The sequence below is a fragment of the Streptosporangium nanhuense genome, assembly GCF_059358815.1.
Genome location: NZ_JCADBG010000012.1, coordinates 184781 through 209733, shown reverse-complemented (window position 1 = coordinate 209733; position 24953 = coordinate 184781). Strand labels below are relative to the sequence as shown.

General features: G+C 71.2%; 26 protein-coding genes. 12 read left to right on the top strand and 14 right to left on the bottom strand.

What is annotated here, in order from left to right; translation table 11 throughout:
- The first annotated feature begins 50 nt into the window (after nt 1-50).
- The 5 genes from AC5L38_RS23685 (at nt 51) to AC5L38_RS23665 (ending at nt 4466) form a co-directional block, all read left to right on the top strand.
- Complete coding sequence (locus AC5L38_RS23685) at nt 51-1190, top strand: ABC transporter ATP-binding protein (RefSeq protein ID WP_495245005.1); 1140 nt, start codon at nt 51-53, stop codon at nt 1188-1190.
- Between the two features lie 2 nt (nt 1191-1192).
- Complete coding sequence (locus AC5L38_RS23680) at nt 1193-1990, top strand: ABC transporter permease (protein ID WP_495245004.1); 798 nt, start codon at nt 1193-1195, stop codon at nt 1988-1990.
- A 52-nt stretch (nt 1991-2042) separates the two neighbouring features.
- The gene (locus AC5L38_RS23675) at nt 2043-3242 is read left to right on the top strand and encodes a sensor histidine kinase (RefSeq protein ID WP_495245003.1); all 1200 of its coding nucleotides are present in this window, start codon (nt 2043-2045) and stop codon (nt 3240-3242) included.
- 118 nt (nt 3243-3360) lie between these two features.
- Nucleotides 3361-3954, top strand: coding sequence for a response regulator (locus AC5L38_RS23670; protein ID WP_495245002.1), 594 nt, complete (start codon nt 3361-3363; stop codon nt 3952-3954).
- Between the two features lie 194 nt (nt 3955-4148).
- A complete protein-coding gene (locus tag AC5L38_RS23665; RefSeq protein ID WP_362679943.1) occupies nt 4149-4466 on the top strand; it encodes an STAS domain-containing protein in 318 nt (105 codons plus the stop codon).
- 90 nt (nt 4467-4556) lie between these two features.
- Here AC5L38_RS23665 and AC5L38_RS23660 read toward each other — a convergent pair whose 3' ends face one another.
- The 10 genes from AC5L38_RS23660 to AC5L38_RS23615 all read right to left on the bottom strand — a co-directional run bounded on the left by AC5L38_RS23660 (nt 4557) and on the right by AC5L38_RS23615 (nt 13214).
- Nucleotides 4557-5162: a TetR/AcrR family transcriptional regulator gene (locus AC5L38_RS23660; protein WP_495245001.1), complete on the bottom strand. Its 606-nt coding sequence runs from the start codon at nt 5160-5162 to the stop codon at nt 4557-4559.
- A 361-nt stretch (nt 5163-5523) separates the two neighbouring features.
- Nucleotides 5524-6147 (bottom strand): response regulator, encoded by a 624-nt coding sequence (locus AC5L38_RS23655; RefSeq protein WP_495245000.1) that lies wholly within the window; start codon nt 6145-6147, stop codon nt 5524-5526.
- Between the two features lie 3 nt (nt 6148-6150).
- The gene (locus AC5L38_RS23650; protein ID WP_495244999.1) at nt 6151-7485 is read right to left on the bottom strand and encodes a sensor histidine kinase; all 1335 of its coding nucleotides are present in this window, start codon (nt 7483-7485) and stop codon (nt 6151-6153) included.
- On the bottom strand, nt 7443-8228 hold the full coding sequence (locus tag AC5L38_RS23645) for an ABC transporter permease (protein WP_495244998.1): 786 nt from the start codon (nt 8226-8228) through the stop codon (nt 7443-7445). The genes AC5L38_RS23650 and AC5L38_RS23645 overlap by 43 nt, the downstream gene beginning before the upstream one ends.
- Before the next feature lie 105 nt (nt 8229-8333).
- Nucleotides 8334-9176 carry an ABC transporter ATP-binding protein gene (locus AC5L38_RS23640; protein WP_495244997.1) on the bottom strand — a complete coding sequence of 281 codons (843 nt, stop codon included), beginning with the start codon at nt 9174-9176 and terminating at the stop codon, nt 8334-8336.
- A 278-nt stretch (nt 9177-9454) separates the two neighbouring features.
- Nucleotides 9455-10114 (bottom strand): endonuclease NucS, encoded by a 660-nt coding sequence (nucS, locus tag AC5L38_RS23635; RefSeq protein ID WP_362679973.1) that lies wholly within the window; start codon nt 10112-10114, stop codon nt 9455-9457.
- 160 nt (nt 10115-10274) lie between these two features.
- On the bottom strand, nt 10275-11429 hold the full coding sequence (locus tag AC5L38_RS23630; RefSeq protein WP_495244996.1) for an ABC transporter permease: 1155 nt from the start codon (nt 11427-11429) through the stop codon (nt 10275-10277).
- Nucleotides 11426-12304: an ABC transporter ATP-binding protein gene (locus AC5L38_RS23625; RefSeq protein WP_495244995.1), complete on the bottom strand. Its 879-nt coding sequence runs from the start codon at nt 12302-12304 to the stop codon at nt 11426-11428. The genes AC5L38_RS23630 and AC5L38_RS23625 overlap by 4 nt, the downstream gene beginning before the upstream one ends.
- A complete protein-coding gene (locus AC5L38_RS23620) occupies nt 12301-12777 on the bottom strand; it encodes a winged helix-turn-helix domain-containing protein (RefSeq protein WP_495244994.1) in 477 nt (158 codons plus the stop codon). The genes AC5L38_RS23625 and AC5L38_RS23620 overlap by 4 nt, the downstream gene beginning before the upstream one ends.
- Entirely contained in the window at nt 12774-13214 is a 441-nt protein-coding gene (locus tag AC5L38_RS23615) for a hypothetical protein (protein WP_495244993.1), read from the bottom strand. The genes AC5L38_RS23620 and AC5L38_RS23615 overlap by 4 nt, the downstream gene beginning before the upstream one ends.
- A 287-nt stretch (nt 13215-13501) precedes the next feature.
- Here AC5L38_RS23615 and AC5L38_RS23610 point away from each other — a divergent pair, with 287 nt between their 5' ends.
- The 3 genes from AC5L38_RS23610 (at nt 13502) to AC5L38_RS23600 (ending at nt 15627) form a co-directional block, all read left to right on the top strand.
- Nucleotides 13502-13822 carry an Rv1322 family protein gene (locus AC5L38_RS23610; RefSeq protein ID WP_495244992.1) on the top strand — a complete coding sequence of 107 codons (321 nt, stop codon included), beginning with the start codon at nt 13502-13504 and terminating at the stop codon, nt 13820-13822.
- Between the two features lie 151 nt (nt 13823-13973).
- Nucleotides 13974-14687, top strand: a complete 714-nt coding sequence (locus AC5L38_RS23605; RefSeq protein ID WP_495244991.1) for an alpha/beta hydrolase — start codon at nt 13974-13976, stop codon at nt 14685-14687.
- Between the two features lie 148 nt (nt 14688-14835).
- A complete protein-coding gene (locus tag AC5L38_RS23600; protein ID WP_495244990.1) occupies nt 14836-15627 on the top strand; it encodes an alpha/beta fold hydrolase in 792 nt (263 codons plus the stop codon).
- A 199-nt stretch (nt 15628-15826) separates the two neighbouring features.
- Here the strand turns inward: AC5L38_RS23600 and AC5L38_RS23595 are convergent, their stop codons facing one another.
- The gene (locus AC5L38_RS23595; RefSeq protein WP_495244989.1) at nt 15827-17113 is read right to left on the bottom strand and encodes a DivIVA domain-containing protein; all 1287 of its coding nucleotides are present in this window, start codon (nt 17111-17113) and stop codon (nt 15827-15829) included.
- Between the two features lie 157 nt (nt 17114-17270).
- Entirely contained in the window at nt 17271-17732 is a 462-nt protein-coding gene (gene mce, locus AC5L38_RS23590; RefSeq protein ID WP_495244988.1) for a methylmalonyl-CoA epimerase, read from the bottom strand.
- A gap of 83 nt (nt 17733-17815) precedes the next feature.
- Here mce and AC5L38_RS23585 point away from each other — a divergent pair, with 83 nt between their 5' ends.
- Both AC5L38_RS23585 and meaB read left to right on the top strand, forming a co-directional pair.
- Entirely contained in the window at nt 17816-19003 is a 1188-nt protein-coding gene (locus tag AC5L38_RS23585) for an acetyl-CoA C-acetyltransferase (RefSeq protein ID WP_495244987.1), read from the top strand.
- Nucleotides 19000-19944, top strand: a complete 945-nt coding sequence (meaB, locus tag AC5L38_RS23580) for a methylmalonyl Co-A mutase-associated GTPase MeaB (protein ID WP_495244986.1) — start codon at nt 19000-19002, stop codon at nt 19942-19944. Before AC5L38_RS23585 ends, meaB begins: the two co-directional genes overlap by 4 nt.
- Before the next feature lie 195 nt (nt 19945-20139).
- Here the strand turns inward: meaB and AC5L38_RS23575 are convergent, their stop codons facing one another.
- Together AC5L38_RS23575 and AC5L38_RS23570 are read right to left on the bottom strand one after the other, a co-directional pair.
- Entirely contained in the window at nt 20140-20817 is a 678-nt protein-coding gene (locus AC5L38_RS23575) for a DUF4230 domain-containing protein (RefSeq protein ID WP_495244985.1), read from the bottom strand.
- Nucleotides 20818-20872: 55 nt separating this feature from the next.
- The gene (locus AC5L38_RS23570) at nt 20873-22288 is read right to left on the bottom strand and encodes a hypothetical protein (RefSeq protein WP_495244984.1); all 1416 of its coding nucleotides are present in this window, start codon (nt 22286-22288) and stop codon (nt 20873-20875) included.
- Between the two features lie 291 nt (nt 22289-22579).
- On the opposite strand from AC5L38_RS23570, the gene AC5L38_RS23565 reads away from it, so the two are divergent.
- Both AC5L38_RS23565 and icmA read left to right on the top strand, forming a co-directional pair.
- Entirely contained in the window at nt 22580-23113 is a 534-nt protein-coding gene (locus AC5L38_RS23565) for a MarR family winged helix-turn-helix transcriptional regulator (RefSeq protein ID WP_495244983.1), read from the top strand.
- Between the two features lie 128 nt (nt 23114-23241).
- Nucleotides 23242-24909 (top strand): coenzyme B12-dependent isobutyryl-CoA mutase large subunit, encoded by a 1668-nt coding sequence (gene icmA, locus AC5L38_RS23560; protein ID WP_495244982.1) that lies wholly within the window; start codon nt 23242-23244, stop codon nt 24907-24909.
- Nucleotides 24910-24953 lie beyond the last annotated feature (44 nt).

The following is a 24953-nucleotide window of genomic DNA, read 5'->3' as shown; positions in this document are numbered from 1 at the left end:
GTGATATCGGCGACTACCTGGTGAAACGCGGGACGACGACGATTGTCCCCATGAGAACACCACAGGCGACGGACCCACCGGGCACCGCCACCGCCGGCCTCGACGACGTGATCGAGGTCGGCGGTCTGCGGCAGGCGTACGGCGACTTCGAAGCGGTGCGCGGCGTCTCCTTCACGGTCCCGAGGGGCGAGCTGTTCGCGCTGCTCGGCACGAACGGCGCCGGCAAGACCACCACCGTGGAGGTCCTTGAGGGGTTCCGGACCCCCACCGGCGGCAGCGTCCGCGTGCTCGGGCTCGACCCGGTCAGGCAGCGCCGGAGGCTGCGGCCCCGCGTGGGGATCATGCTGCAGGAGGGCGGCTTCCTCGGTGACCTCACGGTCGCCGAGACCGTCGGCCTGTGGGAGGGGCTGAGCCAGGACGCGGGCCGCTTCGGAGGACCCGCCGCGCCCGCCGGCCCCTCCGGGACGTTCTCCCTCCTCGGCCGGCGCAAAGGCACGGATCCGCGGACCGTGGACGCGCTGGAGGCGGTGGGGCTCGGCAGGAAGGCCAAAACCAAGGTGCGGCAGCTCTCCGGCGGCCAGCGGCGCAGGCTCGACCTCGCGCTGGCGGTGACCTCCCGGCCGGAGGTGCTCTTCCTGGACGAGCCGACCACGGGCATGGACCCCGAGGCGCGCCGCGCCACCTGGAAGGTGATCGAGGACCTGCGGGCGGACGGCACCACGGTGCTGCTCACCACCCACTACCTGGAGGAGGCCGAGCGCCTCGCCAACCGGCTGGCCATCATGCACGAGGGCAGGATCCACCTCCAGGGCGGCGTCGAGGAGGTCGTGGCCGGTTCCGGCGACCGGATCTCCTTCCGCCTTCCCGGCACCTCCTGGGCCTTCGGAGACCTTCCCTCGCTGGACGGCGTGGCCCCCGTGCTGGCCTACGGCGGCGACACGGGTGACACGGGGATCACCTACACCCTGGCCGGGGAGGGGGGCGAGGCCCGCGCTCACGCGGCGGTGCGGCGGCTCCTGGACTGGGCCGACGCGCGGGAGGAGACCCTGGGACGGCTCGCCGTACGCCGGGGGACCCTGGAGGACGTCTTCATGCGCGTGGCCGGGGAGGCGTCGCCCGAGGGGGAGAGGGCCGGATCCGATGGATCCGGCGGGCCGGTGGCGGCGGGAACGGCGAGAAGGGGCGAATGACCATGAGAACCGACGTTCTGCACGCGGTGCGGCTCGCGAGGATCGACCTGACCCTGGTGAGCAGGAACACCACGGTCCTGTTCAACGTGCTCCTGCTGCCGCTCCTGATGGCCTGGGTGTACACCCAGGCCGTCGGCACCGAGAAGATCGACGGTGTGGCCGGGAGAGTGTTCGTGCTGGCCGGGTTGCCCGGGCTGCTGCTGGTGTTCGCGGTCTTCGTCAACCTGGTGAACTCCTTCACCGCCCGGCGCGAGGAACTGGTGCTCAAGCGGCTGCGCGCGGGCCAGCCGTCGGGCCCGGCGATCCTCGGCGGCAGCGCCCTCGGCGCGCTCGCGCTCTATCTCGCCCAGGTGGCGCTCCTGGCCGTCTGGATGTGGCGGTCCGAGGGGGTCATGATGGCCAACGTGCCGATGCTCGTGACCGCCGCCGTCCTGGGGGTCACGCTGTTCTGCCTGCTCGCCGCCGCCTTCTCCGGCCTCACGCCCAACGCGGAGCTCGCCCAGGTCACGGTGCTGCCGGTGATCCTGCTCGTCCTGGTCGGCGCCCCGATCGCGTTCCCCGCCGACACGCTGCCCGGTCCGCTGGGCGACGTCGCCGCCCTGCTGCCCGCGACCCCGGTCGTGGAGATCGCGCGCACCGCCTTCCTGGGCGGGGATCACGTCTCCGGGGGCGGGGAGGCGCTGAGCATGGGCGGGCAGTGGGTGGCCGCGCTGCCGTCCTTCGCGATCCTGCTGGCCTGGATCGCGGTGGCGGGGCTGCTGGCCAGGTGGCTGTTTCGCTGGGAACCGCGGCACGGCTAACGTTCATAACGAAATGTCTGTAAATATCGGCGAGAAAGGGATGAGGCGCCTCGTGCGCCTCGTCTCTTCCGCGCTTCCCCGGAGGAAACAGCGGTCACCCGTCCAGCGGCTGCGCCGGATGACCTTCCTCTCCCTGGTCATGGGCCTCGTCCTGGCCTGGCTCGCCCCGCTCGGCGCGCTGGCGGACATGGACGAGCGGTCCCGGCTCCTGATGCTGGCCGTCGGGGTGCCGGGCCTGGTGGTCTTCAGCGTCATCTACCTGAGGATCCTCGAAGCGGCCGTGGCCGGGACCTCCGCGAGAGGTGAGCTCGTCGCCTCCGCCGCGGTCGCGGTGATCCTCCTGCTGACCCAGGACGGCGACCCCTGGAACTGGGGACTGCTCGGCCCGGCGTGGGCGTCGGGTGCGGCGCTGCTGCTGAGCAGGTCCGCCACGGTCGCCGCCATCGTCGGGGCGATCGTGGTCAGCGTGCTTCTCGCGCCACCGGGCGCCGGTACCGGTCCGGGGCTCGGCGACCTGTTCGTGCCGTCGCAGGCGGAGGGGGTCTGGCCCGTCCTCGGCGGATACATCGGGGTGTCCCTGATGATGCCGTGGGCGAACCGGTTCCAGCTGTGGTTCTGGCGGGTGGTGAGGACCGCGGAGGAGGGCAAGGAGGCGCAGGCCAGGCTGGCCGTCACCGAGGAGCGGCTGCGCTTCTCCCGCGACCTGCACGACCTGGTCGGGCACAGCCTCTCCGCGATCGCCGTCAAGAGCGAGGTGGCCGCCAAGCTCTCGGGAGTGGACGCCGAGCGGGCGGCCGGGGAGATGGACGAGGTACGGGCCCTGGCGAGGCAGACGCTCAAGGAGATCCGCGCCGCGGTGCGCGGCTACCGCACGGTCGACCTCGCCGCCGAGCTGCGCGCGATGACCGCGGTGCTGGAGGCCGGCGGCATCCGCTGCACCCTGGAGACGCCGCGCGACCAGGTACCGGAGGGGGTGGCCACCCTGCTGGCCTGGGTGGTCAGGGAGGGCACCACCAACGTGCTGCGGCACAGCTCCGCCACCTGGTGCCGTATCGCGATCACCCTCCGGGAGGGGAACGCCGTGCTGGAGATGGCCAACGACGGGGTGAGCGGGGTGGACGGCCGGGGCGGTACGGGTCTCGTCGGGCTGTCGGAGCGGGTCGCCGCCATCGGCGGAACCGTGACGGCGGGCCCCGGCGGCCCCGGGGAGTTCGGGCTGCGGGCGACGGTTCCGCTGGAGGGAGAACGATGATCCAGGCGATGGCCGCGGCACCGGGCCGTCCGGCGGAGGCGAGCGGTCCGGTCGGGGTGGACGGTCCGGCGGGGGTGGGCGGTCCGGTCGGAGTGGGCCGTCCGGTGGGGGTGGCACGGTGATCCGGGTACTGCTGGCGGACGACGAGCACCTGGTCAGGAAGGCGATCGCCACCCTGCTCGACCTGGAGCCGGACGTCGAGGTGGTGGCCGAGGTGGCCAGGGGGGACCTGGTGGCGGCGGCCGTGCTGGAGCACCGGCCCGACGTGGTCGTACTGGACATCGAGATGCCGGGGATGGACGGGCTGAGCGTCGCCGAGACGCTGCCGGGCCACGCGGTGCTGATGCTGACCAGTTTCGGCCGGCCGGGACACCTGCGGCGGGCGCTCGCGGCCGGGGTGCGCGGCTTCATCCCCAAGGACGCCTCCGCCGACGAGCTGGCGACGGCGATCCGCAAGGTCCACGCGGGCGGGCGCTACCTCGACCCGGAGATGGCCGCCTCGGCGATGATGGCGGGGGAGAGCCCCCTCACCGAGCGCGAGCGCGGCGCCCTGGAGCTGGCCGCCCAGGGAGCCTCGGTCGCCGAGATCGCCGCCGCGCTCCACCTCACGCAGGGCACCGTACGCAACTACCTGTCCAGCGCCATCACCAAACTGGGCGCGACCAACCGGATCACCGCGATTCGATCTGCCCAACAAAAAGGTTGGCTTTAAACCGCGTTTTCTCACTTGATTCGGGCAAGGAACCCACATGTTCGTCTGCAGGGTGTTCTCGGGAGCGAGGGAGGTTCGCACCTTCTTGTACGCTGTGACATCGTATGAACGCGGTGCGTAATCGAGTAGCCGTGGCGACGCACCGCCGTTGTGCCGGGCCGCTTCCGTTCGGTGGCCGGGCGTGAGGAGGAGGCATGCGCGTCCCTGGTAACCCCCGGGCACAGGTGGTCGGCGTCGGGAACCGTCTCGACGTGGGAACCGTCGCCCGAGTGCGCCCGCGGCTGCACGAGGCAGTCGACTCCGGGCACGGCGACCTGATCGTAGATCTTTCCAGGCTGGAAATGATCGATGCCACCGGTCTCGGGGTGCTGGTGGGCACGCATCGCCGCGCTGTGGGCGCGGAACGCCGCCTCATTCTGAGGGGGGTGCCGCCGAGGGTGATGCGGGTGCTGGCGGTGACCCGGCTCAACCGGGTCCTCACCGTCGAGCTCCCCGTGGCCGCGGTGGCCTGATCCGGACGGCCGCCGGGATTCGGGGCGACGGCGGCACCGGAACATATCGGAGGACGGGCCCGGCGGGCCCGTCCTCGTCTCCCGCCGGCATCAGGTCACGAAGGACCTGTGGAAGATGTGCGTGGCGGTCTCGATCAGCTTGCCGACCGGAGGCGGGTCGTCGGCCAGGACCCACTCGATGAGCAGTTCCTGGACCGCTCCGATCATGCCCAGCGCGAGGAGACGCTGGTTCGCCTTCGTGGCCTCGGGCAGATCGGCGACGTTCGACTCGATCGTCTTGAGGAGGGCCTCGACGGCCGACTGTCTTGAGGTGGTGAGGCAGTCGCCCGCCCGGCGCACCTCCAGATGCATGATCCGCGCGCGGCGCCTGTCGCCGGTGACGAAACTGATGTAGCTGGTGACCCCCGTCTTGACCCGGGAGGCCAGGGTGTCGGGTGCCTGGTCGATGGCTTTCCCCATCGTCTCCAGCGTCTCGTGCACGCACCGGTCGTACACGGTCTGCATCAGCTCGTCGCGCCCCGAGAAACACTCGTAGAAGGCGCGGTTGGAGATGCGTGCCGCGGCGCACAACCTCTCGATCGTCGTTTCCGGGAATCCGGGGTCGGCGTAAAGATCGTACGCCGCGGAGATCAGGCGCTCCCGGCGTTCCGCCAGCCGCTCCTCCGCCGACATTCCCCGGTAGGACCGTCCGTTCATGTCAAGCTCCCGCAGGTCAGCGCGAGGTTGACAGATACTCGCTTTATCACTTCCACCTCATGGTTCTGGCCCCCGGAATCAACCATTATGGGTGCAAGATCCTTTTTGCGGAAGGGTCGTTGTATTATTGCTTACATCTTGGGTGCAAGAAGGTGACAAGTCTGAGTAGCCGGTCAAGGTCCTTTCACTCGTGTGAACGGAGTGAGGTTTGTTTCGCGAGTGAAACGGGAAAAGCCCGCCGGTTCGCGGCGGTCCGGAAAGGCACGTTCCGGTCGGGCGTCTCGCCTCGCCTCGCCTCATCTCGCCTCGCGTCTCGGGCCGGGCGTCTCGCGTCCCGGGCGGGCAGGCTCCGGCCGGGCGCCTAGCGGGTGAGCAGGCCCCGGTCCAGGGCCGTGGTCACGGCGGCGGTGCGGTCGGAGACGCCGAGCTTGCCGAAGACGCGCAGCAGGTGGGTCTTCACCGTGGTCTCGCTGATGAACAGGGTCCTGCCGATCTCCGCGTTGGTCAGCCCCCTGGCGACCAGGGAGAGCACCTCCGTCTCGCGTGGCGACAGCGACTCGGCCACCGGGGCCCGCATCCGGGTGACCAGCCTGGTGGCCACCGACGGCGACAGCACGGTCTCCCCGCGCGCCGCCGAGCGGATCGCGGCCAGCAGGTCGGCCCTGGAGGTGTCCTTCAGCAGGTAGCCCGCCGCACCGGCCTCGACCGCCCGCACGATGTCGGCGTCGGTCTCGTAGGTGGTCAGCACGACCACCCGGCTCTCCGGCCGCCCGCCGAGGATGCGCGAGGTGGCGCTCACCCCGTCCCCGTCCGGCATGCGCAGGTCCATCAGGATCACGTCCGGCGCGAGCTCCCCGGCCCGCACGACGGCCTCGTCCCCGGACGCCGCCTCGCCCACCACCGTGATCCCCGGGTCGGCCTCCAGCATGCCTCGAAGGCCCTCGCGGACCACCGGGTGATCGTCGACGATCATCACGCGAAGCATGCGTCACACTTTCTGGGTGGTCGGGTTGGTCCGGGGGACCGGGTCAGGCCGGCCGGGCCGGTCATCGGGGGTGCCGGTCGGATCCGGGTGGTCGCCTGCGGGAAGGGCGGGCAGGTCGGTGGGGACGACCACCTCAAGGGCCGTTCCCCCGCCGGGGAGTCCCGTCACCGTGAGGGTCCCGCCGACCTGCTCCACGCGGGCGCGCATGCCCCGCAGGCCGTACCCCTCGCCGTCGAGCGGTCCGAGACCGCGCCCGTCGTCGCGTACCTCCAGCCGCACGGAGCCGTCCCGGTAGGAGATCGAGACCGTGACGGACGCCGCGGCCGCGTGCTTGCGCACGTTGGCCAGGCCCTCCTGGGTGGCGCGGACGAGCACCACCTCGACCGGGGCGCTCAGCGGCCGGGACTCCCCGCGCACCTCCAGCTCGGTGGACAGGCCGGCCTCCTCGCCGAGCCGGTTCGTCAGGCGTCCCAGGGCCTCGTCCAGGGTCGAGCCGTCCAGCGGCGCCGGGCTCAGCGTGGTGACCAGCAGGCGGGCCTCGGTCAGGTTCTCCCGCGCCGTCTGGATGGCCAGCCCCAGGTGGCGGGACGGGTCCGGCTGCGCCTCGGCCGCCTGGATCAGCATGATGATGCTGGTGAAGCCCTGCGCCAGGGTGTCGTGGATCTCCCCGGCGAGCCGCTCGCGCTCGGCCTGGGCCCCGCGCTCGGCCGAGAGCCTGGCCACCTCGGCCCGGCTGCTCTCCAGCTCCTCGATGAGCGCGGCCCGCTCCTCGCTCTGCGTGGTGATCCGCTCGATCCAGATGCCGAACGTGGAGGAGAAGAAGATGGTGGTCATGGCGACCACCAGGAAGTTGAACGGCTCCGGATTCGGCTCCAGGAACAGGTAGCGGATCATCGGGGAGAGGTTCAACGCGATCATGGCGGCGATCGCCCACTTGACGCGGAAGACGATGAAGCACTGCGGGCACAGGCCGAACAGGGCGAACGTGACGTACGACGCGGTGAGCCCCGGGGGGACGAACAGCGCGATCAGCAGGATGATGTAGAGCGCCCCCCGCACCCGGTCACCGCTGACGATCGCCGGGCGGCCCAGCAGGACGTAGAGCGGCAGGATCGCGGTCAGGCAGCCCGCCACGACCACCTTCTCCGACACGGGCACATCGGCGGCGAGCACGCCCCAGACGGGCGGGAGGAGCCCGAGGACCAGGAGCATCTCCCAGCCCCACAGCGACTCCCACGCGTGGGCACCGGCCCCCCTGGCGGGGGGCTCGGTGTGGCAGGCGGGGCCGGCGGGGCTCACCCGTCGCGGCGGCTCTTCCAGCGGAACGTCATCAGGCACAGCACCAGTCCTCCGATCGCCCAGGCTCCCAGAACCAGGGCGACCCGGTCGAGTTCATACGATTTCGCGACCTCAAGCGTGGCGCCGGCGTCACCCAGGAAGACCGACCGGAAACCCTGGCACATCCACTTGAGCGGGAAGATCGAGGCGATGTTCACCAGCCAGGCCGGCAGCTGCCCGATGGGGATGAACACCCCGGAGATGAACTGCAGCACCACGAACGGCATCGCGATCACCGCGCTGGCGCTCTTGGCCGACCTGGGCAGGCTGCTGATCGCCACCCCGAGCAGGGACGAGCCGATCACGCCGAGCACGAACACCCAGGTGAAGGTCACCCACCGGGACGCCTCCGACGGCAGCTCCAGGCCGAACAGCGCGACCCCGATCGCCAGCAGGATGGCGACCTGCAGGAAGGAGACGGACAGGGTGTTGAGGGCCTTGCCGATGAAGTAGGAGGTGCGGGGCAGCGGGGTGCCCGCCAGCCGTTTGAGCGTGCCGTCGTCGCGGTCCATCGCGACGTTGATGCCGAGGTTCTGGAACCCCGTCATCGTGGCGGTCCCGATCAGCCCGGCCACGTAGAGCTGGGAGACGGTCAGGCCGGTCCCCTCCATCTCGCCGGCGAAGATCGAGCCGAAGAGCACCAGCATGACGATCGGGAAGGCGAAGGTGAAGATCACCGCCTCCCGCTCGCGGAAGAACATCCTGTTCTCGATGACCGTCCGTGACAGCCCCAGTCGTATCACGGAAGGTTGCCCGGCTCGGACGGCCGGGGCGGAAGGTCGGGCAAGGGTCTGGTTCATCTGATCGGTCACCTCGGGGGGATCGGTCGACGCTCGTACGGGAGACGGTCAGGCGGGGGTCTCGATGAGGCGGAGGTAGACGTCCTCCAGGGTGGGACGGGTCACGGCCAGCTCCGGGACCTCGCCGTCGAAGCGGCGGGTCAGCTCCAGGACCGTCCTGGTCGGCGTGTCCGTCTCCAGGGAGTGACGCTCACCCTCCTCGGACCAGCTCACCAGGGCCTTGGCGGCGGCCCTGCCGCCCAGGGTCTTGGGCTCGCCCTCGGCCACGATCCGCCCCCCGGCGACCACGGCCACCCGGCCGGCCAGCGCCTCGGCCTCGTCCAGGTAGTGGGTGGTCAGCACGATCGTGGTGCCGTCGCGGGCCAGGCCCGCGATCAGCTCCCAGAACTGCCTGCGGGCCTCCGGGTCGAACCCGGTGGTCGGCTCGTCCAGGAACAGCAGCTCCGGGTCGCCGATCACCCCCAGCGCGACGTCCACCCGGCGCCGCTGGCCGCCCGAGAGCTTCCGGATGCGCTGGTCCGCCTTCTCCGTCAGCCCGACCTGCTCGATCACCTCGTCCGGGTCCTTGGCGTTCGGGTAGTAGCCCGCGAAGTGCCGCACCGTCTCCCGTACGGTCGCCTCGGCCACGTCGTTGGCCGTCTGCAGCACGATGCCGATCCGCGAACGCCACGCGCGGGTGGGCCTGCCGGGATCGACACCCAGGACGCCGACCTCCCCGGCGTCCCTGGTGCGGTGCCCCTCCATGATCTCCACCATGGTGGACTTCCCGGCCCCGTTCGGGCCCAGGATCGCGAACACCTCGCCCGCGTGGATGTCGAGATCGATCCCCCCGACGGCCTGGACGTCGCCGTAACGCTTGGTCAGGCCTCTCACTCTTACCGCTGTGTCCATGTCCCAAGCGTCGCGTTCACGGGGTCCGCGCGGCACCAACGTTCGATGGAACCCCGTGTCCACCGAACGGAGGACACGGAGCCCCGTCATTCCTCGGCGTGCGACCCCGGAACGGGTCTGCCGCCACCGGACGCGTGGCCGGGATCACCCGCGATCACGCACCGGACGACCTTGACGACCTTGCCGCCGGTGGCCGGCCATCGGCGGCCCCAGCCGCGGCGCCCTGGAGGGCACAGCCCGAACGCGGGGCGCGCGGAACCGGCGAGGTGCGGTGGTCGTCAGAAGAGGGTGTCGTTGCGCTCGATGCCGCGCAGCTCGTCGTAGTCGAGGGTGACGCAGCGGATGCCGCGGTCCTCGGCCAGGGTCTTGGCCTGGGGTGCGATGCTCTGGGCGGCGAGGATGCCACCGACCGGGGCGAGCAGGGGGTCGCGGTTCATCAGCTCCAGGTAGCGGGTGAGCTGTTCCACGGCGTCGATGCCCGCGCGGCGCTTGAGCTCCACGGCGACGGACGCGCCCGTGTGGTCGCGGCAGAGGATGTCGACGGGGCCGATGGCCGTCATGTACTCGCGGCGGACGAGCGTCCAGCCCGCGCCCAGGGTGGTGATGTGCTCGGCGAGCAGCTCCTGCAGGTGGGCCTCGACCCCGTCCTTGATCAGGCCCGGGTCCACGCCCAGCTCGTGGCTGGTGTCGTGGATGATCTCCTCCATGGTGAGGACGAGCTTCTCGCCGGTCTTGCCGTGGGTCACCGTCCAGGTGCCCTCCTCCTCGCGGAGCTTGCACGGCGGGTTCATCCAGTTGAGCGGCTTGAAGGCCCGGTCGTCGGCGTGGATGGAGACGCTGCTGTCGGCCTTGATGAGGATGAGCCGGGGCGCCATCGGGAGATGGGCGGTGAGCTTCCCGACGTAATCCACGCTGCACCGCGCTATGACCAGACGCATGACCGAACCCTATCGGCCGGACGGGGCCCGGATCCCCGCGATCCGTCCAGACGCTCCAGCGGCCCTGTGGTCCCGCGGCCCAGCGCCCCGGTGGTCTCGTGGCCCTTGACCGGAAAGACGGACTCCCCGGCCGCAGGGCCGGGGAGTCACGCCGGGAGGGTCAGCGCATCGCCTCGGAGAGCTTGACCCGGGCGCCGGTGCGCAGGACCGCGCGGCTGTAGATGCGGGCGCCGAGCATCAGGGTGCCCACCGTCGCCAGCAGCATCAGGACCGCCGCCACGAGGATCTCCCAGGTGTGCACCTCGCCCCCGGCCATCCTGACCGGCATGACCATCGAGGAGAACGGCGGGACCAGCGACAGGATCCTGGCCACCGGGCTGCCCGGCTGGACCGCCGCGAAGTAGGCGACCAGGTAGGTGATCATCATGAGCATCGTCATCGGGGTCAGGACGCTGTTCGCGTCCTCCTGCCTGGACACCAGCGACCCGAGCGCCGCCGCCATCGCGGCGAAGAAGGCGTACCCGAGGATGAACCAGAACAGCGCGCTGATCACGATGCCCGTCATGCCCGGGGGCAGGTCGGCCGCGAGGCCGGTCGCCGCCGCCGCGCCGAGACCGGCCACGATGATCACGACCATGTTGGCCAGCGCGAGCGCGCCGAGTCCCACGATCTTGCCGCCGAGCAGCTGCCAGGGGCGGACCGAGGTGAGCAGGATCTCCACGATCCGGCTGCCCTTCTCCTCGACCACGCCCATGGCGACGTACATGGAGGAGTAGATGAGCAGGAAGAACAGCACCATGACCAGCAGGGACGCGATGGCCACCCGCACGCCCGCGTAGCGGGCGTCGGCGCCGATGGAGACCTGCTCCAGGGGGGCGACCCGCATGGCGGCGGCCACCTTGGCCGGATCGAGGCCCGCCTCGGACAGCTGCCGCTGAGTCTGGGTGGTCTGGTTCGCGGTCTCCAGCAGCAGTCCGAGCTCGTCGTCCACCTCGCCGTCGGCGAGCACCCTGTTGCGGTCCACCACGGCCGCGTCCACCTCGTCGAGGCTGATCGCGCTGACCGCGTCGCCCTCGTCGGAGAACTTCCTGATGGTGAGCTTCACGTCCTTCGCCGCACCGGTCAGGGCCGGTTCCAGCGCCTGCGCCTGCGCTCCGGCGAGTCCCACGGTGTAGGAGTCGGGCCCGGAGAAGAGCCTGGGCAGGAACGCCAGCGCCGCGACCAGGACGGCGCTGACCACGAGCCCGATGACGAACGCCTTCGTACGGCCGCGCGTGACGATCTCCCGCCGCGCGACCAGCCACAACCCGTTCACGCGACGGCCTCCCTGAAGATCTCGGTGAGCGTGGGGCGCTGCCAGCCGAAGTGCTCGACCCTTCCGGCCTTGACCGCGAGGTGCAGGATCTCCTGGCCGTCTCCGTCGACGCCCGCGACGAGGACCTCGTCGCCCTTCTCGGTGACCTCTCCCGGCAGGGAGGCGGCCCATCCGGGGGAGGCGTCCCTGACGACCACCCTGAGGCGGCCGCGTCCCTCCCGGTCGCGCAGTTCCTCGACCGTGCCGCTGGCCACCACGCGGCCGGCGGAGATGATGCCGACCGAGTCGCAGAGCCGCTCGACGAGGTCCAGCTGGTGGCTGGAGAAGAGCACCGGCACGCCCGCGGCGCACCGCTCGGCGAGCACCGCGGCCAGCGAGTCGACGGCCAGCGGGTCCAGCCCGGAGAAGGGCTCGTCCAGGACGAGCGCCTCGGGTTCGTGCACCAGCGCCACCGCGAGCTGCACGCGCTGCTGGTTGCCCAGGGAGAGCGCGTCCACCGCGTCGTTCGCGCGCTCGGTGAGCGAGAGCCGTTCGAGCAGGTCGCCGGTGGCCTTCCTCGCCCCGGCCGGGGTCAGGCCGCTGAGCCTGCCGAAGTACTCGACCTGCTCGGCGACCCTCATCTTCTGGTAGAGGCCGCGCTCCTCGGGCATGTAGCCGAACCGGCGCCGGTCGTCGAACGTCAGGGGCCTGCCGTCGCGGCGCACGGAGCCCGAGTCGGCGGTCAGCACGCCCATCAGGATGCGCATGGTGGTGGTCTTGCCCGCGCCGTTCGCGCCGACGAAGCCGAACATCTCGCCGGGCCTCACGGAGAACGTCACGCCGTCCAGGGCGACCTTGTCGCCGTACCGTTTGTGCAGGTCGTCTATCTCGATCATTGGGGGGATCCCTCGGTGAGACGCCTCAACACGGAGACGTAGTCGTGGAACGCCCGGCGGCCCTCGTTGGTCATGGCCAGCCAGGTGCGTGGGCGTTTGCCCACGAAGGCCTTCTCCACGCGCACGTAGCCGGCCTCCTCCAGGGTGATGACGTGCTTGGAGAGCAGCGAGTCGCTGATCTCGATCGTGTCGCGCAGGAAACGGAACTCGGCCTTGTCGGTGGCCGCCAGGGCGGCCATGATCGACAAGCGGACGGGTGCGTGGATGACGTCGTCCAGGTTGTGCCGGGGGTGCGAGCCCGTGCCGCTCCCGGTGCTCCCGGTGCTCCCCGTGCTCCCCGTGCTTTTGGTGTCGCGCGCCGCCCGGCCCGCGCCGCCGCCCGTACGACGCGTCCGGTCCGCCCTCTCCGCGCCGTTCGGGGTGCCGCTCACGTCGCCGCCTGGGTCACCGTCCGCGTCGTGCGTCGTGCTCACCGTTCCGCCCGCAGCACGCGCCACGCCGCGTAGAGGGGCGGGACACTCGCGCAGAGCGAGAGCGCGATCAGCGCCGCGCTCCAGCCGCCGCCCGGGTCGCGGGGCAGGAGGAACGCGCCGAACACGAACACGACCACGACCAGGACGACGTACGAGATCGTCACGGGGCCGTTCGACTTGTTGGCCCAGGTGACCTCCGGGTCCTGGACCCTCATGCCGCCGAGGTATCCGACGAACAGGACGGTCAGCACGATCCACACCACCCCGGCCGTGGCCCGCGACCAGGCGGGGCCGAGGAACATGACAGGCCAGTAGACGATCGTGCCCAGGCCGACGACCGCGTAGAGCAGGCCGACGACACGTGCCGGCCTCCGGGCGCGCCGGTCGACCTCGGCGATCCGCCGCAGGGCCTCCTCCGGCGTCAGTTCGTCCTTCACGTCTCCTCCTCTGCTCATATTTTCAAATAGTAGTTACTACTCAACTCTCGTTCAAGTACTTTCTGTCCGCTCTTCAGCTACCCGACCGGCTTTTGGGGTAGCCGGTACCTCTCTGGGAGACTGTTGCGATGCCGGAAAGGGCGGTTCACCACGTGGGGTGGACCTGGCGGGCAGGGTGGGAGAGCGATGGCGAGCACTTTTGAGGCGGCCGAGGTGACCGGGACGACCGGGACGACCGGGACGGAAGGCCTCGGCGCGGCGTGGGTCCGGGGCATCCGAGACCTGCCGTGAGCCCCCGCAAGGCCCGCCGCGCCGACCCCTTCGACCGTGGCGGCAACCGGGGTCACGCCCGTCCCGTCGGCGGCTCGGTGCCCGGCGTCGACCGTACCGAGGAGTGGCCCGACGGCGACTGGCAGGTGCGCAGGGTCACCGGCGGCGCGGCGGACAAGGTCTACCGCTGCCCCGGCTGCGACCAGGAGATCAGGTCCGGCCTGCCGCACCTGGTCAGCTGGCCCGCCTGGCAGGGCGGGGAGGACGAGCGCAGGCACTGGCACACCGCGTGCTGGCGCAACCGGGTCAGGCGCGGTCCCGGCCGAAGCAGATACTGACCGGCCGGCGACCGGCACGACCGGCCGCGACTGCCGGGTCCGGGTGCGATCGACCGCGACCGGCTACGACTGTCAGGTCCGGCCACGACAGGCCGCGACCGGCTACGACTGGCGCTGACGCCGACCGGCCGAAGCGGATTCGAGGAGAGACATGGAGATTCGGGCCTCTACGGTGCTGCCCGCGCGCAGGGAGCCGATCGAGCTGCACACCGGCGACGGTCTGACGCTCGTCGGCGAGCTGGCCCTTCCCGCCGACCGGCCCGCGGTGGCCACGCTGGTCTGCCTGCACCCGCTGCCCACCCACGGCGGCATGATGGACAGCCACGTCTACAAGAAGGCGGCCAACCGGCTGCCCGCCCTCGCCGACCTGGCCGTGCTGCGGTTCAACACGCGCGGCACCACCTCGGAGCGGGGCACCTCCCAGGGCGCCTTCGGCGGAGGCGAGGACGAGCGCCTGGACGTCGCCGCGGCCCTGGAGTACGCCGACTTCCACGACCTGCCCCGGGTCTGGCTGCTCGGCTGGTCCTTCGGCACCGAGCTGGCGCTCAAGTGGGGCCGCGACCCGCTGGTGGAGGGCGCGATCCTGCTCTCCCCGCCGCTGCACCGGGCCACCGACGCCGACCTCGACGCGTGGGCGGGGTTCGGGCGGCCGCTGACCGCGATGGTCCCGGAGTTCGACGACTACCTGCGTCCGGAGCAGGCCCGCGAGCGCTTCGCCAGGGTGCCCCAGGCCGAGGTGATCGGGGTGGACGACGCCAAGCACCTGTGGGTCGGCGAGCCGTACGTGCGCATCGTCCTCGACCAGATCGTCCTGCGGGTGAATCCGGCCGCCCACCCCCTGCCCACCGAGGTTCCGGACGCCTAGGAGGCTGCCCGGTTCGACCCCCTCACGAGATCTTCGTCACCGTATGGCCTGGCGGGTCCCGTTCGTTGACGGCGCAGTTACCACAACGTCATCAACGGTTGTGGAAGCGGGGGTGCCAGGAGGAGACCCCGGGAATACGGTGGACGGCGTGCAGCTGTACACACGGTCGGCGGGAGAGGGGCTTCCGGTCGTCCTCCTTCACGCGTTCCCCCTCTCGTCGGCCATGTGGCTGGCCCAGCGGGAGGGCCTGTCCGCGGTCTGCAAGGTCATCACTCCCGACCTGCGCGGCTTCGGCGGCTCGGTGCTGGGCGAGGACGAGCCCTCCCTCGACGTGATGGCCGACGACGTCGTACGCCTGCTGGACCGCGAGGGCGTGGACCGCGCGGTCGTCGGCGGGCTGTCCATGGGCGGCTACGTGACGATGGCCCTGTGCCGTCGCCACCCCGACCGGCTGCTGGGGGTGATCCTCGCCGACACCAAGGCGGGGGCCGACCCGGAGGCCGCCAGGTCCAACCGCGAGCGGATCGCCGCCGCGGTGCTGGAGGAGGGCACGTCCGTCCTGCTGCGGGAGGTGCTCCCCGGGCTGGTCGGTGAGACCACCGTGCGGCGCAGGGCGATGGTGTACGGCCGGGTGCGCGGGCTGGTCCAGTCGGCCCCGCCGACGGCCGTCGCCTGGGCGCAGCGGGCCATGGCGGACCGCCCCGACTCCTTCGACACGCTGCGGGCGCTCAAGACGCCCGTCCTGGTGATCGTGGGCGCGGAGGACGAGATCGCCTCGCCCGCCGAGGCGGGCGCGATGGTCGAGGCCGTGCCCGACGGGCGGCTCGCCGTGATCGAGAAGGCCGGCCACCTCAGCGCGGTCGAGCAGCCCGAGGCGTTCAACCGGGCGGTGTCCGGCTTCGTCGCCGAGCTCGCGGGGGGATCACCGCCCCGCGGATGAGCGGTGCTCGGCGGGGGCGTCGTCGGCGGAGCGGATGAGCGTCGTTTCGCGGACGGGCGGCGCGATCGTCATGGTCTGCGGGCGGGCCCGCACGGTCCGGGTGGCGGCGGAAAGAGACGAGACAGGAAGAGAGCCTGGCGACCGTGAAGGCCGCCAGGCTCTCCCGTAGCCGTCGTCAACGCCCCGAGTCAGCGGCCGCCTACTCCTGCCACCACTCCGCGTCGTCGTCCTTGGTCTCGGCCCTGGCGGGCGCGGGAACCGGCTTCTCGGCGCCGTTGGCGGCGGCGGCGGGGATGGCCGGCTTCGGCGGTGCCGCGGCGATCGCGGGCTCCGGCTCGGCGGCCGGGAGCGGCGCGCCACCGAGCAGCTGGCGCAGCTGCGCGAGGTGGCTGGTGATGCTGTCGCGCTGGCGGGTCAGCTCGTCGACCTGGCGCTGGGCGACCGAGCGGCTGCGCTCGGACTCGGCCTTGGCCTCGGAGACGATGGACTCGGCGCTCGCCTTGGCCTCGGACACGACCTGGTCGGCGTTCTTGCGCGCGTTGGCCAGCAACTGCTTGGCGTGCGTGTCGGCCTCGCGGCGGGTCTGCTCGGCCTGCTGGGTGGCCTTGGTGGCCCGCTGCTCGGCGGTGGCCGCCCGCTGCTCGGCGGTGGCCGTCAGCTGCTGGGCCGCGGCCTGCGCGTTGGCGTGGCGCTCGGCCTCCTGGCGCTCGGCCTCCTCGCGCCTGGCGGCGAGCTGGATCTCGAACTCCGCCTCGTCCTGGGCCCGCTTGGCCTCGGACTCCTCGAGCACCCGCTGGGCCTGGGCGCGCATCTCGTCGGCCTGGCGCTTGGCGGTGGTGAGGACCTCGTCGCGCTCACGCTTGGTCGAGGCGCGCAGCTGGGCCACCTCGCGCTCGGTGGTGGTGCGCAGCTTGGCGATCTCGCGCTCGGAGTCGGCGCGCTTCTCGGCCACCTCGTGGTCGGCGGTGGCCCGCAGCTTGGAGACCTCGCGCTCGGTGGTGGCGGTCAGCTCGTCGGCCTCGCGGCGGGCGGTCGAGCGGATCTCCTCGGCCTCGCGCTCCGCGCTGGTGCGCATCTCGTCGACCTCGCGGGTGGCGAGAGCGCGCTTCTCGGCCGCCTCGTTCTCCGCGGCGGCGCGCAGGTCGGCGGCCTCGACCTTGGACGCCGCCTTGATCTCGTTCGCCTCCGACCGGGCGGCCTGGACCAGCTCGGTCGCCTGCTCCTCCGCCAGGCGGAGCAGTTGCTCGATGCGGGCGCCGAGCCCGGAGTAGGTCGGGCGCTCCTGCTCCTGAAGCTGGCGCTGGGAGTCGGACAGATCCCGCTGCAGGCCCTGGACCTGCTCCCGGGACTGCCGGAGCTCGCCGTCGAGCTGCTTCAGGTGGTCGTGGACCTGGTGCCGGTCATAGCCACGGAGCACCACGTCGAATTCCCGAGCGGGGGCGTCTTCAAAGAAGTTGTTGAGCTGGGCGTCGATGTCGGACTGCATGGAGGCTCGATCCTGGGTTGTCGAGACGGCTACACGGGCCGGACGGGGGTTTCAGGCATCCGAAGCGGGAGCCGGGGCGGGATCCACGTCCGGTGGTACGCCAGCGTACTCCGCCGGTGCCGAGTTGGCGGTCTCGTCCGGCTTTATGCGTGACTTGTTACGTATCAGCGTTTCTTGCATTCGGCGTGGCCTCGGCTTGCCTTTCCGCGGCCTGTACGAGTTCGGTGAGCATTCCCCCGGCGTCTTTGGGATGAAGAAAAGCGATCGAGGAGCCCAGGGAACCGTGGCGCGGCCGCTCGTCGAGGAGGCGTACGCCCCTGTCGCCGATCTTGTCCATGGCCTGCACGACGTCCGGGACGCCGAAGGCGACATGGTGAACACCTTCCCCGCGCTTCGCGAGAAATTTACCCACCGGCGTGTCGGGGCCGAGCGGTTCGAGGAGCTGGATATAAGATCCACCGCCCTCGCCGTCGGCGATGTGCAGCATCGCCTCCTTCACTCCCTGCTCGGTGTTGACCTCGCGGGCCACCACCGTGAGCTCGAAGATCCGCTCGAACAAAGCGATCTTCTCCTCGAGATCGTGGCAGGCGATTCCCACATGATCGATGCGTGTGAACATAGGGACATCCTCCATGGCGATCGCTGATGTACTCATGGGTATGGTGGCAAAGTCGCCCCAAGCCCGTCAGGGAGGCTCCACCTATGTCTGGTTCCGTCATCGTCGCCGGAGCTCGTACGCCCATCGGAAGACTGCTCGGCTCGCTGTCCGGCCTGTCGGCCGCCGAGCTCGGCGGCATCGCCATCAAGGCGGCGCTGGAGCGTTCCGGCGTCGCCCCCGAGGCCGTGCAATACGTGATCATGGGGCAGGTGCTCCAGGCGGGCGCCGGTCAGATCCCCTCCCGCCAGGCCGCCGTCAAGGCGGGCGTCCCGATGACCGTGCCGTCCCTGACGATCAACAAGGTCTGCCTCTCGGGCCTGGACGCCATCGCCCTGGCCGACCAGCTCATCCGCGCCGGCGAGTTCGACATCGTGGTCGCGGGCGGCATGGAGTCCATGTCGAACGCCCCCCACCTGCTGCCCGGCCTGCGCAGGGGCGTGAAGTACGGCTCCGCCGGCATCGTCGACTCGATGGCCTTCGACGGCCTCACCGACGCCTACGACCAGGTGGCCATGGGCGAGTCCACCGAGCGGCACAACGCGCGCCTCGGCCTGACCCGCGAGGAGCAGGACGAGTACTCCGCCCGCTCCCACACGCTCGCCGCCGCCGCGATCAAGAACGGGACGCTCGACGACGAGATCGTGCCGGTGGCCATCCCGCAGCGCAAGGGCGAGCCGGTGGTCTTCTCCACCGACGAGGGCGTGCGCGGCGACACCACCGCGGAGGTCCTGTCGCGGCTGCGGCCCGCGTTCACCAAGGACGGCACGATCACCGCCGGGTCGGCCTCGCAGATCTCCGACGGCGCATGCGCGGTGGTCGTGATGTCGAAGGCCAAGGCCGAGGAGCTCGGCCTCGACTGGCTGGCCGAGATCGGCGCCCACGGCAACGTCGCGGGACCCGACAACTCGCTCCAGTCCCAGCCCGCCAACGCGATCAAGCACGCCCTCGGCAAGCAGGGCCTCTCGGCCGGCGACCTCGACCTGCTGGAGATCAACGAGGCCTTCGCGCAGGTCGTCCTGCAGTCGGCCAAGGAGCTCGGCGTCCCCCTCGAGAAGATCAACGTCAACGGCGGCGGCATCGCCGTCGGCCACCCGATCGGCGCCTCCGGCGCCCGCATCGTGCTCACCCTCGCCCACGAGCTCAGGCGCAGGGGCGGCGGCCTCGGCGCGGCCGGTCTCTGCGGCGGAGGCGGGCAGGGCGACGCTCTGATCATCCGCGTCCCCTCGGCATGACCGCGGAGGTCTCCGACCTGGTCGCGATGGCCAGGGAGGGAAGGCCGCGGGCCGTGGCCCGGCTGATCTCCATGGTCGAGAACGGCTCCCCGCGACTGCGGGAGATCACCGGGCTGCTCTGCGCGGACCGGCCGCACCGGGCCCGGATCATCGGGCTCACCGGCTCTCCCGGCGTCGGCAAGTCCACCTCGACCGGGATGCTGGTCCACGCGTTCCGCAAGCGGGACATGAGGGTCGGCGTGCTCGCCGTCGACCCGTCCTCGCCGTTCACCGGCGGGGCGCTGCTGGGTGACCGGGTCCGGATGCAGGACCACGCCACCGACCCGGACGTGTTCATCAGGTCGATGGCGAGCCGGGGGCACCTGGGAGGGCTGTCGTGGGCCACGCCCCAGGCGCTGCGCGTCCTGGAGGCGGCCGGCTGCGAGGTCATCCTCGTCGAGACCGTCGGGGTCGGCCAGGCGGAGGTGGACATCGCCTCGATGGCCGACACCACCGTCGTGCTGCTCGCCCCCGGGATGGGCGACGGCATCCAGGCGGCCAAGGCGGGCATCCTGGAGATCGCCGACGTGTTCGTGGTGAACAAGGCCGACCGCGAGGGCACCCAGGCCACCGTCCGCGAGCTCCGCAACATGATCGCCCTGGTCGAGCGGCCCTGGAGACCGCCGATCGTGCAGACCGTGGCCTACCGGGGCGAGGGAGGCGAGGAGGTGGCCGACGCCCTTGGCGACCACCTGGCCTATCTGGAGGCGTCGGGCGAGCTCGTCCGGCGCCGCCACGCCAGGGCCAGGGACGAGATCGAGACGATCGCCCTCACGACCCTGCGCTCCCGCTTCGCCCACCTGCACGGCGACCGGCGCCTGGACGCCCTCGCCACCCGCGTCCTGGACGCGGGGCTCGACCCCTACACCGCGGCGGACGAACTCCTGGCCGCCGCGGGCTGAGCGAGGCCCACGAGCCCCCGGCGCACGGACGCGGTCACCGCGTCCGTGCGCCGGGGTCTTTCATGTCCGGGCCGGAGATGTCCGGGGCCGGGGTCTTTCATGTCCGGGCCGGAGACGTCCGGGCCGGAGGGTCTCGTGGTGCCGGGATTCCGGTGTCCGAGCTTGAACACCGGAACCTCGGCACCGGCCCCCGGCTCAGGTCTCGTCGGCGAACTTGACGGTGACCTTCTCGAAGCCGAGCCCCTTCAGCAGGCCCTCAAGCATGATCTTGGTGTTCTGGTCGGCCCGGTTGCGCAGGTCGCTGGCCTGGGCGGCCTCGGCGATCTTCTTCTCGGCCAGCATGTAGAGCTCCCGCTGGTCACCGGGGGAGGAGGACAGCAGGTCCTCGACCCGGTCGAAGAGACCGCGTTGCTGGGCGTAGACGTAGGAGCGCTTGTTGTCGAGGTTGGGCTTCTCCAGCTGGGCGCGGGGCAGCCTCACCGTGACCTCGGTGCGGTCGGGGGAGACCGTCAGGGCGTTGCCCGCGATGCCGCCGAAGTCGACGTAGGCGTCGACGCCGCCGGCTCCGACGAAGAGCGTCCGGCTGCCCTTGACCGCGTCGGGCAGGAAGGCCGCGTCCTTCTCCAGGTCCACCACGACCTGGAAGTTGCCGGTGGCGGCCTCGAAGCGGCTGAGGTTGTGGATGGACTCCAGCAGCACGGGCTGGCTGCGGTCGACCGTCTCCTCGCCGAACGGGTTCAGCCACGACCAGGTGAGGCGGACGCCCACGACGAGAATGATCGCGACGACGAGCAACCCGGCGAGAAAACGCCAGCCGCGTCCGCGGCGTGCCGCCGGGGGCGCCGCGGGCGGAGCTTCTTGGGAGGCTTTCACAGCGCTCTCCTTCCCCGGACGGTGACCTTCTCACGCGGAGCCTATGCCGATCTTCCTACCCCCGTGGCGACGGGAGCGTACCGCCCTCGGCGAAGGGGGCGCGCCAGGGGCCGTCCGGGACGCCCGCTCCGGGGGAGGGGGACAGGCCGGGTGCCTGGTGGGCGCCGCCGGGCCGGGGTTCGGGGCCTGTCGAGGTGCCCCCGGCGCCCTGCCCGGTCTGCCCTGTCTGAGAGGTCTGCCCGGCCTGCCCCCCGAAGTGAGTGCTTTGTAGCCGGCAGCCGGTGAAGTCGGCGTAGTAGAGCCGGAGCCAGTCGCGCCGCTGGACGTCGGTGAGGCCGGAGAACCACGCCGCGGCGTAGCGGTGCTCGGGAAGCGGCCCGCCGGGCAGCGGCTCGCCGCGCAGCCACGCGGCCACGATGTCGCGGTAGCCCTCCGCGGGGGTGGCGTCGCACCGGACGGCCAGGCCGTCGACGAACTCGTCGGCCGCCTTCTCGGCGAACCCGGCCGCCAGGTCGTCGACGTGGATCGCGATCACACCGGCGGCGACCGGGGTGGTGTCGCCCCGGGGGTGCTGCTCCACCCGGGAGAACTCCCCGGGCGTCCCCGCCAGCCGGGACGCGATCTTGACGAACTCCGCGCTCAGCTCGGGCAGCCCGGCGCGCATCCCCGGGTGCACGCAGACCATGATCGGCCATTCCTGGCAGCTGTAGACGACCTGCCGCGCCGAGACCGGCTGCTGCTCGGTGAACAGCCGGGCCATGCCGGTCCCCGCGGCCAGCACCGCGATCAGCGCGGCGGCAAGCACCAGGGCCTGGCGCGTCACGACCGCCGCCCAGCCGAGCAGCAGCGCCGAGCTGATCCCCACCAGCCAGAGCGTCTGGTCGGTGAACGCCGCCGCGTTCAACCCCCGGAAGGGGTCGTACGGCTCCCGTGTCGCGGGGGCGAGCCGGTCGCCCCAGGCCGGCCCCTGGCACAGCCAGGTGAACAGGCTGTAGCAGCCGAGCCCGGCCAGGACCGGCGTGATCGTCCACGGCAGCAGCCAGCCGATCACCCAGCCGATGACGACGTACAGCGCCAGACCGGCCGCGCCCATCACCAGGCCGCTGGGCAGCAGCCGCCCGGCCTGCTCGGTGATCACGGTTCTGACCGCCAGCACCACGACGGTGGCGATGAACGCGCCTCCCGTCACCACCAGGATCGCCAGTGGCGCCCGTACCGCCTGCCAGGGGGTCATCGACCGCCCGCGTGTCCCGCGCCGCCTGCGCACCGCCACCCAGGCGGCGAACGCGGCCGCCACCGGGCCGGTCAGCCGGAGCGAACCGATCACCGCGACGACGATGTTCTCCCACGCGCTGACACCGGGAACCAGGACGCTCCACGCCGCGACCACCCCGAGCACGAGCAGGATGGCGACGGCCATCAGCCCGCTCTGCTGGAGTTCCTCGCGTGAAACGCCCCTGTGCTCACGCACCGGCCGGCGTGGTGGGAACCCACGCCGCGTCGGTGGAGCCGGAGTCCCTCTGGCGTCCGAACGCCGTAAAGTTGTCGTTCATCAAGCACCCCCCGTGCCGTGAATGTGCGGATGCCGGTCCCCTCGGCACCGGTCCGGCTCGCGTCCCCCGCAGGCCGGACTGAGTCATCGCGGCCACTTGGCCACGGCCTCACCATTCGATGTGGGAACCATAACGGAGCGTGACGTTTGGCGTCCGGGTTCTTGGTGAAGCCGTCAGTCCGGTGACTCTACGTATACGGGCGAATCGGGATGAGGCCGCGCTACCGTAGCCCTGTGGCTACAGGTCAGCTGAATCTCCCGTTTGACCCCATCGAACGTGCCGCGGAGACGTGGCGCGTTCACTTCGGGCCCTCCTCGGCCATGGCCGCCGTCACATCGATCATGAGAGCGCACCAGATCCTGCTCTCGCAACTGGACACGCTGCTCAAACCACATGACTTGACCTTCGCCAGGTACGAGGCGCTGGTGCTGCTGACCTTCAGCAAGGCGGGGTCGCTGCCGCTCTCCAAGATCGGTGAGCGGCTGATGGTGCACCCCACGAGCGTGACCAACACCGTGAGCCGCCTGGAACGTGCCGGTCTGGTGCGGCGCCTGCCCAACCCCCGCGACGGCCGGGGCGTGCTCGCCGAGATCACCGACCGGGGCCGCGAGACCGTCCGCCTGGCGACCGAGGACCTGATGGAGGCCGACTTCGCCATGCCCATGTACGACGAGGCGAAGCTGGAGCAGATGTTCGACCTGTTCAGGACCCTTCGCGTGGCCGCCGGCGACTTCCGCCTCTGACGCCGGCGCCTCCGGGGCCGGTTCTCCCGCGCGGTGTCATGCCTGGCCAAGAATTAGTAGGACGTCCTAGTATCTGCATGAGGCCACAAGCCGGATAAGAAGCCACATGCCGTACAAGGGGGTTGGCCATGGACGCTGAGCGGGTCGAGGCGGGACGGGCACGCTGGCAGGCGCGGTTCGACGGGGCGCGCAAGCGCGAGGCGGAGTTCCGCACCCTCTCCGGGATCGACGTGGAGCCGGTCTACGGGCCCGAGGGCGCCGATCCGCGCATGGAGCGCATCGGCTGGCCGGGTGAGTACCCCTTCACGCGCGGGCTGCACCCCACCGGCTACCGGGGCAAGGCGTGGACCATCCGGCAGTTCGCCGGGTTCGGCAACGCCAGGCAGACCAACGAGCGCTACAAGATGATCCTCGGCGCGGGCGGCGGCGGGCTGAGCGTCGCCTTCGACATGCCGACGCTGATGGGCCGCGACTCCGACGACCCGCGCTCGCTCGGCGAGGTCGGCCACTGCGGCGTGGCGATCGACTCCGCGCTGGACATGGACCTGCTCTTCGACGGCATCCCGCTCGGCGACACCACCACCTCGATGACGATCAGCGGCCCGGCCGTCCCGATCTTCTGCATGTACGTCGTCGCCGCCGAGCGGCAGGGGGTGCCCGTCGGCAAGCTCAACGGGACCCTGCAGACCGACATCTTCAAGGAGTACATCGCCCAGAAGGAGTGGCTGTTCGCCCCCGAGCCGCACCTGCGGCTGATCGGCGACCTGATGGAGTTCTGCGCCGCCGAGATCCCCGCGTACAAGCCGCTCAGCGTGTCCGGCTACCACATCCGCGAGGCCGGTTCCACGGCCGCCCAGGAGCTCGCCTTCACCCTGGCCGACGGGTTCGGCTACGTGGAGCTGGGCCTGTCGCGCGGCCTGGACGTCGACGTCTTCGCCCCTGGCCTGTCCTTCTTCTTCGACGCGCACATCGACTTCTTCGAGGAGATCGCCAAGTTCAGGGCCGCCCGGCGGATCTGGGCGCGCTGGCTGCGCGACGTCTACGGCGCGAAGACCGACAAGGCCCAGTGGCTGCGCTTCCACACCCAGACGGCCGGGGTCTCGCTGACCGCGCAGCAGCCGTACAACAACGTGGTGCGGACCGCGGTCGAGGCGCTCGCGGCGGTGCTCGGCGGCACCAACTCGCTGCACACCAACGCGCTCGACGAGGTCCTCGCGCTGCCCTCCGAGAAGGCCGCGGAGATCGCGCTGCGCACCCAGCAGGTGCTCATGGAGGAGACCGAGATCGTCAACGTCGCCGACCCGCTCGGCGGGTCCTGGTACGTGGAGGCGCTGACCGACCGGCTGGAGGCCGAGGCCGAGGAGATCTTCACGAGGATCAGGGACATGGGCTCCGACGGCACGATGACCTCGGGCATCCTGCGCGGCATCGAGGACGGCTGGTTCATGTCCGAGATCGCCGAGGCGGCCTTCGACTACCAGCGCAAGCTGGAGAAGGGCGAGAAGAGGATCGTGGGGGTGAACTGCCACACCGCCTCCATCGACGAGCCGCTGGAGATCCTGCGGGTCAGCCACGAGGTCGAGCGCGAGCAGAACCGCGTCCTGGCCGGGCGCCGCGCCGCCCGCGACCAGGCGGCCGTGGACGCCGCCCTGGCCACGATGGTGCGGGTCGCCAGGGGCGAGGGCAACATGATCCCCGCCATGCTCGACGCGGCCAGGGCCGAGGCGACGCTGGGTGAGATCTGCGACGCGCTGCGCGACGAATGGGGCGTCTACACCGAACCCGCGCGCTTCTAGCGATGACGCGTCGGGGCATCGGCCGGGATACGGCAGGATTGGAG

Excerpts from the sequence above, each read along its gene's own strand:
- AC5L38_RS23685 (WP_495245005.1), top strand. The coding sequence starts at position 51 with ATGAGAACACCACAGGCGACGGACCCACCGGGCACCGCCACCGCCGGC.
- AC5L38_RS23680 (WP_495245004.1), top strand. The coding sequence starts at position 1,193 with ATGAGAACCGACGTTCTGCACGCGGTGCGGCTCGCGAGGATCGACCTG.
- AC5L38_RS23665 (WP_362679943.1), top strand. The coding sequence starts at position 4,149 with ATGCGCGTCCCTGGTAACCCCCGGGCACAGGTGGTCGGCGTCGGGAAC.
- AC5L38_RS23660 (WP_495245001.1), bottom strand. The coding sequence starts at position 5,162 with ATGAACGGACGGTCCTACCGGGGAATGTCGGCGGAGGAGCGGCTGGCG.
- AC5L38_RS23655 (WP_495245000.1), bottom strand. The coding sequence starts at position 6,147 with ATGCTTCGCGTGATGATCGTCGACGATCACCCGGTGGTCCGCGAGGGC.
- AC5L38_RS23640 (WP_495244997.1), bottom strand. The coding sequence starts at position 9,176 with ATGGACACAGCGGTAAGAGTGAGAGGCCTGACCAAGCGTTACGGCGAC.
- nucS (WP_362679973.1), bottom strand. The coding sequence starts at position 10,114 with ATGCGTCTGGTCATAGCGCGGTGCAGCGTGGATTACGTCGGGAAGCTC.
- AC5L38_RS23625 (WP_495244995.1), bottom strand. The coding sequence starts at position 12,304 with ATGATCGAGATAGACGACCTGCACAAACGGTACGGCGACAAGGTCGCC.
- AC5L38_RS23605 (WP_495244991.1), top strand. The coding sequence starts at position 13,974 with ATGGAGATTCGGGCCTCTACGGTGCTGCCCGCGCGCAGGGAGCCGATC.
- AC5L38_RS23595 (WP_495244989.1), bottom strand. The coding sequence starts at position 17,113 with ATGCAGTCCGACATCGACGCCCAGCTCAACAACTTCTTTGAAGACGCC.
- mce (WP_495244988.1), bottom strand. The coding sequence starts at position 17,732 with ATGTTCACACGCATCGATCATGTGGGAATCGCCTGCCACGATCTCGAG.
- AC5L38_RS23585 (WP_495244987.1), top strand. The coding sequence starts at position 17,816 with ATGTCTGGTTCCGTCATCGTCGCCGGAGCTCGTACGCCCATCGGAAGA.
- meaB (WP_495244986.1), top strand. The coding sequence starts at position 19,000 with ATGACCGCGGAGGTCTCCGACCTGGTCGCGATGGCCAGGGAGGGAAGG.
- AC5L38_RS23565 (WP_495244983.1), top strand. The coding sequence starts at position 22,580 with ATGAGGCCGCGCTACCGTAGCCCTGTGGCTACAGGTCAGCTGAATCTC.
- icmA (WP_495244982.1), top strand. The coding sequence starts at position 23,242 with ATGGACGCTGAGCGGGTCGAGGCGGGACGGGCACGCTGGCAGGCGCGG.